At 32.0% G+C, this 14,123-nt stretch carries 11 protein-coding genes; 1 reads left to right on the top strand and 10 read right to left on the bottom strand.

Annotated elements, in window-relative coordinates; all coding sequences use genetic code 11:
* The first annotated feature begins 4 nt into the window (after positions 1-4).
* On the top strand, positions 5-370 hold the full coding sequence (locus OZP06_RS05965) for an MmcQ/YjbR family DNA-binding protein (RefSeq protein WP_269224085.1): 366 nt from the start codon (positions 5-7) through the stop codon (positions 368-370).
* A gap of 41 nt (positions 371-411) precedes the next feature.
* On the opposite strand, the gene OZP06_RS05960 is transcribed toward OZP06_RS05965, so the two are convergent.
* The 10 genes from OZP06_RS05960 to OZP06_RS05915 form a co-directional block, all read right to left on the bottom strand.
* A complete protein-coding gene (locus tag OZP06_RS05960; RefSeq protein WP_281324356.1) occupies positions 412-1,491 on the bottom strand; it encodes an MraY family glycosyltransferase in 1,080 nt (359 codons plus the stop codon).
* Positions 1,492-1,524: 33 nt separating this feature from the next.
* A complete protein-coding gene (locus OZP06_RS05955; RefSeq protein WP_269224081.1) occupies positions 1,525-2,736 on the bottom strand; it encodes a DUF1972 domain-containing protein in 1,212 nt (403 codons plus the stop codon).
* Positions 2,737-2,855: 119 nt separating this feature from the next.
* On the bottom strand, positions 2,856-3,926 hold the full coding sequence (locus OZP06_RS05950; RefSeq protein ID WP_281324355.1) for a glycosyltransferase family 4 protein: 1,071 nt from the start codon (positions 3,924-3,926) through the stop codon (positions 2,856-2,858).
* 2 nt (positions 3,927-3,928) lie between these two features.
* Complete coding sequence (locus tag OZP06_RS05945; RefSeq protein ID WP_269224078.1) at positions 3,929-5,155, bottom strand: glycosyltransferase; 1,227 nt, start codon at positions 5,153-5,155, stop codon at positions 3,929-3,931.
* Positions 5,148-5,843 carry an acyltransferase gene (locus OZP06_RS05940; RefSeq protein WP_269224077.1) on the bottom strand — a complete coding sequence of 232 codons (696 nt, stop codon included), beginning with the start codon at positions 5,841-5,843 and terminating at the stop codon, positions 5,148-5,150. Before OZP06_RS05940 ends, OZP06_RS05945 begins: the two co-directional genes overlap by 8 nt.
* The gene (locus tag OZP06_RS05935) at positions 5,840-8,203 is read right to left on the bottom strand and encodes a hypothetical protein (protein ID WP_281324354.1); all 2,364 of its coding nucleotides are present in this window, start codon (positions 8,201-8,203) and stop codon (positions 5,840-5,842) included. The genes OZP06_RS05940 and OZP06_RS05935 overlap by 4 nt, the downstream gene beginning before the upstream one ends.
* A 132-nt stretch (positions 8,204-8,335) precedes the next feature.
* Positions 8,336-9,625: an O-antigen ligase family protein gene (locus OZP06_RS05930; RefSeq protein WP_281324353.1), complete on the bottom strand. Its 1,290-nt coding sequence runs from the start codon at positions 9,623-9,625 to the stop codon at positions 8,336-8,338.
* A 2-nt stretch (positions 9,626-9,627) separates the two neighbouring features.
* A complete protein-coding gene (locus OZP06_RS05925; protein ID WP_281324352.1) occupies positions 9,628-10,740 on the bottom strand; it encodes a glycosyltransferase in 1,113 nt (370 codons plus the stop codon).
* The gene (locus OZP06_RS05920; RefSeq protein WP_281324351.1) at positions 10,731-11,960 is read right to left on the bottom strand and encodes a hypothetical protein; all 1,230 of its coding nucleotides are present in this window, start codon (positions 11,958-11,960) and stop codon (positions 10,731-10,733) included. Before OZP06_RS05920 ends, OZP06_RS05925 begins: the two co-directional genes overlap by 10 nt.
* 10 nt (positions 11,961-11,970) lie before the next feature.
* The gene (locus tag OZP06_RS05915; RefSeq protein ID WP_269224069.1) at positions 11,971-14,121 is read right to left on the bottom strand and encodes a Wzz/FepE/Etk N-terminal domain-containing protein; all 2,151 of its coding nucleotides are present in this window, start codon (positions 14,119-14,121) and stop codon (positions 11,971-11,973) included.
* Positions 14,122-14,123: the final 2 nt, after the last annotated feature.

Below are 14,123 nucleotides of genomic sequence, written 5' to 3'. Positions count from 1 at the left end.
AAATATGAACCTAGAAACCTATTACGAATATTGCCTTTCTAAAAAAGGAGTCACGGAACATTTTCCTTTCGACGAAGACACTTTAGTTTTTAAAGTAGGCGGAAAAATGTTTGCTTTATCCTCTTTATTACAATGGGAAAAGGGCAATCCCTCTATGAATCTAAAGTGTGATCCCGAACGCGCACAAGAACTACGAGCCGAATACGATGCCATACAACCCGGTTTTCACATGAGCAAAATACATTGGAATACAATTGCTATAAATCAAGATGTTCCTGATGTTTTATTGAAAGAATTGATAGATCATTCGTATAACTTAGTATTTAAAAGTTTAACCAAGAAAATTCAAAAAGAGGCCGAAGGGTGGTAAGACCTTCGGCAGATCTTCACATTCAGGATTTGTTTTTGGACTTATCGCTGTTCTAATTTTTTTAAAGTATTTTTCCATTCTTCAAGTTTTTTTATCATTAATAAAAACCGAATAATGGACCAAAACACCAAAAAAGTAGTTATAATTATTAAAGTAATGGAGAAAAAGGAAATTAGCCCAAAACCAATAAAATAGAAAAGCAAGCTAAGTGCAACTACTACTATCGAAACTTTTTTGTGAGTTAAGCCAGCTGTCAATAGCAAATGATGTAGATGAGATTTATCAGCACTAAAGGGTGAGTTTCCTCTTTTAATGCGCCCCATATAGACTCTTAAGGAGTCCAATACTGGGATAGCAAAGAAAGCCAGTAATAATATAAAACCATAACCATAACTAGTGTTTGTTACATTTGATTGTTTTTCCATGAGTTGTATTCCTAAGGAAATTAATATAAAGCCCAAAAAGAGAGAGCCTGCATCACCCATAAATATTTTTTTTGCAGACAAATTGAATCTTAAAAAACCAATAATTGCTCCGATAAATACAATACTAATGTACCCTAAATTTGCATCTTTGAAATAAAAGGAGGATAGCAAAAACATGGTGAATCCTAGTAATGATAAGCCGCCAACAAGGCCATCAACACCATCCATTAAATTAAAAGCATTGACTACACCTGTAATCACAATGATCGTTAACACATATTGTGCCCAAACAGCAATTTCATAAATGCCAAATAAACCAAAAAGAGATGTAATTCGAATAGAAGAGGCAGCAATTATAAACGACAATAACAATTGAATCGCTAATTTGTATTTAGCTTTTACATCCATTTTATCATCAATAATGCCGACGATTAAAAGTATAAATGCTGACACTAATATGGTTATGTATCCTTTTGTATAGGTAAACAATAAAGATTGAATTGCGAATACTAGAAAAAAAGTGATTGCAATTGCAATTCCACCAACAAGAGGAACAGCATCTTGATGTATTTTTCTGTAATTGGGTTTGTCTACAAGATTGACTTTTACTGCTATTTTTTTAAAAAATGGAATAAGAATTAAAGTAAGTAGAAATGATAATATTCCAAACGATGCATATATAATATTAGTTTTCATAATTTTTCTTTTTTAAAAAGGTATGCTTTATAATTATCGATTTTCATAAAACAAGAAGTTATTGTGTAAGTGCGCCAATTGATATTCTTGTAAAAAGGAAAGTTCTAAACTTTTTATTTCAGCATGTACGCTATGTTTGTTTTTTGTAACTAGAGCTTCTTGAATTAATAATTCATATTGTTTGGCAATTACTTTCCAAGTATATCTTCGATTGGCAATGCTTTTCATTTCATGTTTTAAAACCTCTTTCTGTGCAATTGATAACGTATTTAGTTTTTGGATTAATTCTTTGGATGTTGAAAAGTATATTGCTTTGTTTTCGGTAGTTGTGATATTATAAGAAACTTTGAAAGCAAGAACCGGAAGTGCCAAATACATGGCCTCTACAAGTGAAGGATTTGTTCCTCCAGCCGAATGGCCATGTATGTATAAAGTGGCATTTCCTCGAATTAAATCGATTTCTCGTTGATTGTAAATGGGGTCAAAAAGGGAAATGTTTGGGGTATTCATGTAGGTTTCTTTTAATAGTTTTCCATAATCGCTGTTGTTCCAATTGCCAACAATTACCAAATTTATTTCTTGTTGCATTTTAAAGGCTTCCAGAACCAAATGGACGTTATTTTCGGGTTCGATTCGGCAAACTTTTACAGCATAATCATTTTTTAAAAAAGGATACTTTTCAATATCTTGAAGTGTAGGTTTTACTTCAAGCGTATGATCGGCTCCATATTCAATCACTCGACTTAAGGTTTCGTATCGTAGTGCAGTATAATCTTGTATGGATTCATTGTCAGAAATGTCAATATGCGAAAATCGAACCGCCATTTTTTCGGCCCACCACAAATACAGTTTAGCTAGCATGGACCATTTATCTCTTTTCCATTCAATACCATCAATGGAGATAATGATTTTTTTGTTGGAAAATAAACGAACAAATGGCAATATCCAAGCACCAGCCACTCCCAAAATAAGCAATACATCTGAAGTGAATACAGCATGAAGTATTGAAATCGTATCGTAAGGAATACTTTGTACTCCATTAGCTTCTAATGATATGTATTTCAATTTGGCTCCTTTATAGTTTTTAATTTGCTCTTCCTTTTTGTATTTTTTTTGAGAGCAATAAACCGTAAAATCATATTGATCAGACAAATGGGATACCAAGTGTTCTGCAAGGGTTTCAAATCCGCCGTATTTTGCGGGTAATCCTACTGTGCCAATGATGGCTATTTTATCTTTTTTCATTTTAGTTCCATTTGATATTAGTATGCCAATAATCATGCTATTTTTTACAAATCCAACAAAACAGGGGGTTCATTAAATTGGCACAATTAAATATTTTCCATATTTTGGAATATTTGCAATTAATTGGAAAGAATTCGGGTAGATTCATTTTCAAAATAGTCCTCACAAAAGAACTTACTATAGGCCAATGCGCTTTCACTCATTTGAGAATATAATGTAGAATTTAGCAAAAGATCATTTAGTTTTTTTGAAATAAGAGCAATGTTTTTACTGTCTATTAAATACCCATTTTTACCTTCTTCAACAAGTTCTATGACACCTCCAATTGGAGGTACTATCGTTGGTAATCCATACGCCATTGCCTCAAGAATGGTTAACCCAAATGTTTCAACCCATAAATTAGTATCGGATAAATTGAGTACCACACTCGCTTCTTTATAAAAGGAATGAGTATCTTTTTGAGTGGGATAGATAATTAAATTACTCGGAATATTTTCTTTTTTAAAATAATCATTGATTTCATTTTGAGAGGCATTTACAACCAGTTTAAAGGTGAATTTTGAATTAACTTGTGCTAGTTTTAGAAATTCATTTACTCCTTTGTAGGCTTTTAGCGAACAAATCATTAGGACTATTTTGGATCGTTTTTCTGGATTAAAATTCAAGCGGGATTGTTTGATAAAACTGCTTTCCAGAACATTATAAATTACATTTTTTTTCACTTTCAAAGGTTCCTGATTGGCCAGAAAATTGGAAACATAAACGACTTCCGATGCCGTTATTTTTACAATCCCAAAAAGGAATGATTTTAAAATTTTTGGTTTCATTGTAGTTTCATGTATATGATACATTACTTTGCAACCTCTTAATTTGCCTGCAATTGCCGCTCCAAAAGGCAGAACAGTATTGATATAGACAATATCATTTTTTTGTAATTTAAAAAGTAATTTAACAAAAAGGAGAAATTGACTTGTCATTAAAAACAATAGTCGGATAAAGGGATTTTTAGCAAAACGATACCAATAAAAATGGTTTTTTACCTGTGTAATATTTGATAAAAATCCATCTCTCCCGCTGCAGGTGTATAGATGAGTTTCTATATTTTTTTTAGTCCAGCCTTTTAGTAATTGCATTAATACTTTTGGGCTTCCGCTATAATCGTTTAATAAATGGATGGCTATAATTCTCATGGCTATAATTGATTATAAATGGTTTGTAAATGTTGACCTCGGCTATTCCAAGTAAATTTTTCTTCGTATTTTTTTCTGGCATTTATACTCATTTGATGTAATAAATCCGGATTTGAATATAATTTTTGAATGGCTTTTTTTAAATCAGTAATTGTTTCTAGGTAATCTGATTTAGGAATTGCAAATCCACAATTGTTGTCAATATATTGTCCTGGACCTTCGTTGTCCAGGCAAATGATGGGTAACCCAAAGGATAATGCCTCAGCGACAACCATTCCGGCTCCTTCATGGGACGGGAATAGAAAAACGGCTGATTTTTCATATAATTTCATTAATTCAGATCGGTCAATCCATTCTATGATTTCCACATAGTCTTGAATATTGTTTTGAATCATTATTTTTTTATATAATTCTTTTTCTGGTCCAGATCCCACTAGGGTAAGTTTGCATATTTTTCTCTCTGATAATGTGAGCGAATTAACAAAAGCAGCATAAGAGTGCAACGTTAAATCAAATCCTTTGAGAGTCACAAAACGACCTACACTTATAATATGGAAGTTTTCCTTTTTTGGAATAACATTAGTATAAAAATCCTCAGAAGCTACTGATGGAAAAATAGAGAAGGACTCATTTTTTAGTTTTAAAGCACTTGGAACACCATTATTCATGCACCAAATATGATTGGCATTTTTGATGGTTTTGTTCAATGCAGGTGACCATTTCCAAAAGAAATTTTTCACAAGCCAAGTTAAACGGTCTTTTACTTTAAATGAAGTGGAGGCCAATTTTAGATATTGTTGTGGAATAATGGGATGATGTCCAACAGGTCCCCAAACCATTGGTTTTTTTAATTTATATAAAAAACTCGGGGTCCAATCATTATGAAAGTTTACGTTGTGTGCAATATCAAAATCAATATTTTTATTTTTGATGAAACGTACAATTCCTTTTTGCCACATATAATAATAAAGCATTGCGCCACGGCCTCCTTTTTTCCAGAATCGCATCCAATAGGGCAAATCAAAATAAAGAAATGTAATATTGTTGTACACATCATCTGGGTTTTGACTCATATATTTCTCTATAGATTCTTGGTTATTTTCTCTTGTAACAGCAAATACTTTATTGAAACGGGCAATTTGGTAAACAAAATTCCATCCCATCCCGTCTTCAGAGCCTTTGTATGGATTTATGGCATAGCAAGTGGCTACTATAGTTTTGTTACTCATGATTTCTATTTTTTAAAAGTTTGGCAGGAACACCACCAATTATACTATTCTCAGGAAATGATTTGTTTACGACACTCCCAGCGGCTATGATGCTACCGTCTCCTATTTGTACTCCATCCAGTATGGTTACTTTGCTTCCAATCCAGCAATTTTTTCCAATTTTAATACCTTTTCTAGTCACTCCTTGGTGTCTTATAGAAACATTTAAATCTTCATAATTGTGGTTTTCGGGATGACAGCTCCAATATTGGCCAACAATGCATTCGTCGCCAATTTCAAGACCGCCAGCACCACCCAAATACGCAAATTCTCCAATTCCTACGCTGTTGCCAATGATGATTTTATCTCCAAGATCGTGTAATGAAGTAGAAACAATAATCCGACTAAAGGCTCCAATGCTTACATTATCGCCCAATTGAATACCATTTTTACTCAAAGCAGACAAAGAGACTTGATTGCCTAATCTTAGAAATTTTCCCCATTTTATTTTGGAACTATTAAAAAAAGAAACCCCAGTTCCCAGCAACATTCCTTTTGGATTTCGGAACAAAAAAAGAACTTTGCACCCTCTCAATAAACTCCAAATTTGAATCCAAATAAATTGAATCAACGCGCCAGAATTTAATGCTTCATCAAAGAAAAAGGTAGGGTTTCTTAATTGGATGATTTTTAAGAGGAGTGTTTTCATTTTTCATTTTGTATTAAAGTACCTACTATTCTATTTAAAGTAATTTCCAATTCTATGTTGTTAATGGTTTCATAAGTTGAGAAATGACTTTTTGAACTCAACGATTCGAATAATGAATGATAGTCATGTGTCAGTTTTTCGATGGTTATTTTACTCAATTCTTGCTTTCTTTTTAAAATAATGTCCGCATCTGCAAAAAGGAAAAAATTGAATTTTGGTTTTAATAAAAAACGATAGCAAAACACCGTTAGTTTCTTTGGTAATTCAATATTGCTTCGCTTACTATCATTTATAAAATCAAAATAATATCGGTCATAAATTACCACATGACCTCGAAAAATGTGTTTGAAATAAACAACAAACTGACCCAAAATGTAATCCGTATAATAATAAGAGAATCGAAATAAAGAAGATACCAAACTATTGTTTTTTCCTTGTCTCGGTAAACTTTCTATGGCGTCTTGATGTGCTTTTTCTTTCCCTTTTGTCCAAACACTCAATATGGGCAAAACCGAAGGACGGTGACGCAATACAACCACTTTTTTGCGCAATTGTTTTTCGACTCTTACCGCTATATTTTCTATGACAGTAGATTTTCCGGCACCATCAACACCGCTAAAGGTGATTACAAAACCTTTGTTGTTCAAGCTATTTTTTAGGGTATCCATAAAATAATTCATTGTGTTTTTGATGTAATGAAACGAGGTATTTGGTTTTTCTTTTTTAATAAAATTCAACACCTCTTTTGGGCTGTTTTGAAGCATTACATCAAAAGAAGAAGTTGTGTTTTTAAGGTAATTTTGTGTTGCCAGATATTTTGTTGGAATTTTTGAACCATTGAGTAAATAGAACAAAGCGATAAATTGTGCCGTATCTCTATCTGATGCATTTTTAACGCCGTATCTATTTCGAGAGCCGCTTGCAATTATTTTTTTTGCATCCATTATCTCAATGTTTTTTACCTTCAATTGAGTGATTAAGTCTAAAGCCAATAGCGAACCATCCTTTAAAAAAACAAGAATACTAGTCATAAACGATTTCTTATTGGTTTTGATTTTTGAGACTAGTGCATGTTTTTTTAGAAAATAGACTAAACTTTTACTGGTGTTTTTATTTACAATCAAGTCAATATCTGAATTCTCGTTTAAGGATTCAGGAAAACCAAATTCTAGTTTCAAACCGGCATATTCTTGGTTTTGAATACAATCAAAAACATCCATAATCAGTAATTCTCTTGACGATTTTTCATCGGATATAAATTCATTCAATGCCTCATTCCAAACGGGTAGTAACCACTCAATTTGTGCATGCCATTTGGGTTGTGCAGCATATACTTTCAAATAATACATGCAATTCAATATGAGATACCATTTTAAGTATTGTTTCATTTGATCAATGTCATTATCAAATAGTGTAGTTGCAAATGCGCCAGAACAGTTTTCTTTTATGGATTTATAAATTTCTGTCCAACTTTTTCGCTCTACCATAATGCCATTTTGAATGATGAAATGGAAATAATCAAAAGCTTTTGGCCGATCAAAGCTGGCAAGTTCCCAGTCATAAAGAGCGATTGTTTCGTCTACTTTATACATATTCCATTGTGTAAAATCGCCGTGGGAAAGTGTAAGGGTTACTTTTTCATATGGGTTCGCATTATCTAAAAGGATATTCATCTTTCGAATCATATTTACTGGGATTCTATCGTCATTTATATTCTGAAAATTATTTTTTAAGGTTTTATAAAACTTCCAATCTTTTAATAAAATGGTATTACTTCTTTTAGAACTTATGGCTGATAAAATGTTGAGGTGTGTTGGAGTACAATTTTTGGATCTTTTACCATCTTTTGAAACATCCGTTAAGAGAATTATTTCATTTGATATTTTGATGGATTGTGGAGTTTTCAAATTTGGAATTGATCCATGTACTTCTTGCAACATTTGATGCTCATTGTCTATTAATTTTTGCGCCGAAAGGGAAGTGGCGATTTTATAAAATGAATTATTAGTATATAAAATGGCTTTATTATTGGGGCCAACTGTACCGGTAAATAAAGCCCAGTTATCATTTAAGTTGAATAATGGATTCAGTTTGTTTACAACAAAAAACTTTTTGCTAGGGAAAACTAATTTTTGAAGTTTTGCATAAAACAATACACGAATCATTGCCGCAAACATTTTTGCTCTAATACTGCTAGTGGAATAGAATTTTAAAAATAATGGTTGATTTTGGGTTTTACTCCAAATCCATCTTGGAGTGCCATCAGGATTTTTGATATAAAGAAATTCGACTACTTTTTCTGTAGAATTAATTGAGGCTTTAGAAATAGTGTATCCAAGAGTTTTAAAAATAACTTCCATAATATTCGTTTTATAGTATGACTATTAGAAAAACCGTGCCAGAAAACAAAAACCCATATATTATAAGGGTTTTATGGTTTTTGCTATTGTGCTATTTTCCATAATTTGGAAAAATTTTGTTTTTTGGAAATTTTAAATCACTAAATCAGGTCTTCTTTTTCTTAAATACAGTTTTTGAAGTGAGGTTAAATGAGGATTGTTTTTAAAAGAAACTGAGAAAATTATCATTTGGTAAAACATGATTCCATAGTTGCTTTCGCCAAAAATTCCAAACTCGGTAAAGGAATTGATTATAATTGGGATCAGTATTCCAATCAGCATTAAGCGCGTTTCTTTGTTCTCTGTAGTGAAAGCACATAAGGTAAAAAACATTTGAAGTAAGGCAATACACAAACCTATAAATCCTAAGTTCATCAGTACTTGCATGAAGGTGTTGTGCGTCATTTTGCCCGGATAGGTATGTACACTTTGAAAAAATTCTTTATAATCAATTCTCATATACCCAAAACCCAATAGTGGTTCCCTTGGAAGTCCTTCGGAAATTAGCGCTTGCCAAAATGGTAATCTTCCAGTTAAAGTTAATATTTCTTCCATTCTAGCTTTGTCTCCTCCTTTTAGAATGATTTGATTGATGGCAAATGGAATTACCAATAAAACACATCCTATAATCGCCATTTTTAAACCTTGTTTTTTGGTTTGATTAATGTGGAAAAAGATGATTATTAAAACACCAATTAGTGAAGAACGTGATCCCGTCATGAATAAGGCATAGAAAATAACCAAAATTTTGATAATGGTCCACGCTTTGTTTTCTTTTCGGTACAAATCAAAGATTAAGCAGGCTACACCAACTCCAGCAAGCATACCAAGCTCATTCGGGTTCATCATTACACCACCCAAACGCGCTTCTTCTCCTCCATTTGTCAATCGGAAGAAAGTATCTGGATCAATCCACATTCCCACCACAAATATCAATTGTAAAACGAAAACGGTATTCCCCAAAAGATGGTACAAACGAATGTGGTGACCTTCAAAAAAAGAGTCTAATAGTTTGATACTTTTTATAAAAAAATAAGCAAATACAAAACTCTGAAAAGTCATAAACCATTGCAAAGCACTAAAGCCAGGGTTGGTACTCCACATAAAAGACAAAAAGCCTAAACCCAAATACCCTAAATAGAGTAATGGAGAAAAAGTATTTTTATAGCCCAAAGTGTTTACCGCCCCGTAGCGTATAATTTTATAATAAATACCAATGGAGGATAGCATCAATCCCATTCTGCCCACCACTTTTATAGCTCTAGTAATGTTTATATTTTCACTCCAGGTAAAAAAACAGGCTACCATCAATAGTAAAATGATAAACATATAGTTGTTTATTTTTTTTAGGAAAGCATCGTGAATGGTGGTACTGGTTTGCATGACTAATGGTATAATTCGATGTTAAACCGAGATATAAGTTGTTTCCAATTGTAATTTTGTTTCACCATTTTGATGGCATTGTATTGCATTTCGATAAAATAGTTTGGATTTTTCCAGCAAGAGAATAAATCTGACATAGCATTTTCCAGTAAATTACTGCTTTGTGCATATATAGTTTTTCCTGCTTGGTTTTTAGTAATTAGTTGACCAATATTTGTCGCATCGGTTACAATACAAGGTTTTCCAAAACTAGCTGCTTCAATTACTGAAAGTGGTAGCCCTTCATTGCGGGAAGGATGTACAAAAACATCTATTTTTTGAAGTAAGTCGTTTTTTTCTTCTCCAAATTTACTACCAAATAGAACAACGTTTTGTGCAAATGCTTTGCCTTTTAGTTGTTGTTCTAATAGCACTTTTTCTGGGCTATCACCTATAATCCAAAGTTTTGAATTGGGTACTTTTTCTTGAAATTTCTGAAAGGCTTCGAGTAAAGTATCTAAACCTTTGGTATAAATATCCAACCGACCGATAAAACCAAAAATAATTTCAGGGTTAGTCGATTTTTCTATTACAACAATCTTTTCATTCTCATAACCATAGGGTAATAAAATAGATTTGCTGTTTTTGAAAATCCTTTTTAAACCAATAACTTCGCTTTGGCCAATACAATGAATTTTTGATGAATTGTTGAGTACTGTTTTTTCGAATAATAAGAAATATACTTTTTTTCTCCAAGAACTTCTTTGCATGGCAATTGTATTGTAAGCACCATGAGGAGTGAAAACAAAAGAGATGTTGTTTTGGTGTAATAATTTAGACAAAGTATAAAAAATAGGAATCCAACCACCGTGAAGATGAAATACAGCTTTATCTTTTTTTTGGATAATGGCGCTTTTTAATTCTTCAGAAATGGCAAAAGGATTTCGTTGTTTTAAAAACAATTGGGTTTTGTAATTGCGTTCACCATAATTGTTTTCTAAATCTTTGGTAATGCCCCAAACTGCAACTTTTTCTCCAAATTCAGTTTGCTTGGTCGCTAATTGATGCACTACTTTATTAACGCCATTCATTCTTTGAGGATTTGCTTTTCCTAATACGATGTGAATTATTTCCATAACTGAAATTGATTTTTTTTCAATTGATTTTGCCAAAACAAAATCATAATGATTTGATTCATAATAAGTCCCGAAACTGCTCCATAAAGACCAAAACTGTTTAATAAAAAATGAAAAGAAATTAAAGAAGAGACGAATGAAAGCACATATCCAAAAAAGAATATTTTGTTCAACACCAATATTCTTACCGCTATTCGAATGGGGTAACTCAAGAAAATAAAGAAGTATAAAACCGAAATAATTCGGACCACATAACCGTAGTTTTGATATTTCTGGCCACCTGCCAAAACAATTATTTCATTAGAGAAAATAGAAAAAATACTCAAAAGGGTAGCAAATAACAATGCTCCAAATAAGGTGATTTCCAATAGATATTTCTTTGCTTTAGCGCTATTCTCGTTATAAATTGCTGCTACTTTTGGCAAATAATAGTTTTCAATTGTTTGCAGTCCTATATTTAGAATCCCAAAAAAAGATTGAACCAATCGTAAAGCACCAAGGGCTTCAATACCTAAATAGACACCAGAAACCAATACGAAAAAATTGCTGGAGCACCACTGCAAAAGAGCCACACTAAACAACCATTTGCCTTGAGCAAAATGATGATTTAAGAATAATTTCCAAGAACTGGGACGTTCAAAGTTTTTCGCAATAAAGTACATTCCCGGTAACGCAGTAATAAGATTTGACAATCCAATGATCCAAAGGGCATTTGATAATTGAATTGTCTCATCCAAGTAAAAAATAACAACAATTAACAACAAAAAAATAAAATCCATGGCAAAAACAATTCTTACTTTGTTAATGCCTAAAAGTAATTTTCGGAAAAAATCATTTATGATAAAACCCAATATGAAACAGCTTATAGCATAAGTATTTATTCGATATTCATTGCCATTAGATAAAAAAAGCACTGCAAATTGAATTATAAAAAATATGAAAACAGACAATCCTATCAATCCATAAGTCAAGAAAACCTGGTATTGTTTTTTTTCAATTATTCTAGAAATGGAAACCTGAAAAGGTTGAATGAGCAAGGCATTTGTAATGCTAACGATTAAATAGCTGACCAAAACTATGGCCGAAAACACACCAAAACTCCTATTGTCTAATTTTTGAGCCAAAAAAAGAGTCAACAAAAAAGTGGTTCCACTACTAATTGCTTGGTCAGCAAAGACCAAGAGAGTGGGAGATGACACTATTTTTTTTAGTAGGCTCATGTTTAGCATTTTATTTTGTAATGTATTTTTTCCAAAGTTTTTTTACTTCAAAAAACACGCTTGGGCTGTAGTTTAATTTATTTAATACAAACCAAACATTTGGTAATTTGTATTCATCTTTTAATAGTTCGATTTTTAGAACTGTTTTTTCGGCAGATTTTCGGCTGTCTAAAACAATTAGGTTTTCGCTTGCCAAACTCATAAAAAGCAACGCAAGTTTGTCTTCTTTTATAGCTTGATTGTGAATGATGCACAACTCAAAATAGCTCATTATTTCCTGAATTTCATTTTGAAATGCAGTTTTGGTATAGCTTAAGTATTTTGGATCTGAAAAATTGCGGTATTCAGCAGTTTCAAACTCATTTTCTAATTGTCCTGTTACATCAAATACAACGATTTTTCGTCCTTGTTTTTTGAAAGCATAGGCTAAATTTTTGGAGTGAAATAAATGATCTTTATCACTGTCATAAGAACTTATGGCCAAAATATTTTTGTCTTTTATCATTCCTTTCAACTCCATTTGAATGGCTTCTTTCAAAAAGTTAGTTTTAATTTCTATTTCTGATTTCAAAAAAGGGGTTGCTATTGCTACTGGAATAGTGCTATTTTTTTCGATGGTGTAGATGTCATTTACTTTTGCTTTTGCAAAATGAACAATATAGATCAGAACAACAGATCCAAACAATCCCATCAATGCAGCGACTACAATTATTATTCCGCGAATAGGAGAAACTGGAGTTTTCGAAATTTCGGCTGGAGTGATAATTTTATGAAAAGCAATTTTTGCAGATCGTGCAATTTCAGCATCAATTCTTTTTTCATTCAAAAAATTATAATTCGATTCATAAAGATTAAATTCTCGGTTTAAAATGGTTAATTCTTTTTCTTTTTCAGGCAAACCGATAAATACTTTTTCTGATTCGGTTATGTCATTTGTAAGATCGTTGTATTTTATTTGTAAATTTTTCTCCGTGTTTTTGATACTTTCAATTTGATAATCGATGAGGTCTTTTAGTTTTGCATCTATAATTTTTACTTTTTCATTTTCGGGTGTATAAGTCATCAATAAATCCTTTTTGTCCGATTGTAGTTTTTTGATGTTTTTTACCATTTCTGTTGAAAGTAAATCAGTAAAAGCTTCAAAATTGGGAGCCAAATCCAAATAATTGGTTTTTCCGGCTGCGATATATTTATTCAAATCTTTGATCGCATTTAGGTTCATTTTTATATTGGTTTGCTCAATTTTTAATTGTGATATTTTGCGTAAATCGGTTTCGGTTTCTTGTCTTACATTGACAATGTTTTTTTTATCTCTATAATTTTGAATATTATTTTCAGAACTGGATAATTTTTTATTTGAGTTACTGATTTCTTTTTGTAAAAAATCCACTGTGGTATTTGCGGCTCGAAACTTATTTTCGATATAATCTTTGATATACATTTCGGCCAATTTATTTACAAAAAGAGCTGCTTTCTCAGGCACATTACTTTTCATATTAATGCGAATCACAGGTACATCCTTGTCAACCGGGACGATATCTAAATTTTTGTTGATTTTTTCCATCAATTTTTGGTTACTCAAAAATTCAAATTCGTAAGTGTCAATTATTTTTACTTCTTTTTTGGATAGAATAAAAGGTTCGTTTAATGTAATTAAGAAGGTAGCACCATTAATTTTTAAAGGTTTGCCAAATTTCCCGGGTATGCTTTGATTTGAATTAGGGTAAAAAAATTGAAATTCTTTATCCGAAATGACATTTAAGGAATAGCGTTTGTCCAATGCTTTTTCGGTCTGAAAAGTACCTTCTATCAAAATAGGAGAGTTGCCAAACAATTCAACGGTTAGCATATCGCCTTTTCTGTATATTTCTTTATTGAAAGGGACTTCTTTTAAAGATTTTTGAATCAAATTTGCTGATTTTAATACTTCAATTTCAGTTGCAATTTTATTGGCAGATGCAAATACATCCAGATCCTTGAATAAATTAGCACTTGGCACTCCTTCTTGCACATCGGCTAGTTTGAGCATGGTGGTGCTTTCATACATAGGAGTTACATAATTTAAATATTTTTTGGCCGCCAAGACAGATACAACCATGACCAAGATGATGATTGGTAATCCTCTTAAAAAAGGCTTAAGTAATCGTATGTTTTCGTTCATGT

Origin of the sequence: Flavobacterium sp. IMCC34518 (assembly GCF_027111095.2) — a bacterium.
In the GTDB taxonomy this organism is placed as follows: Bacteria; Bacteroidota; Bacteroidia; order Flavobacteriales; family Flavobacteriaceae; genus Flavobacterium; species Flavobacterium praedii.
This window is presented reverse-complemented; position numbering and strand designations above follow the sequence as displayed.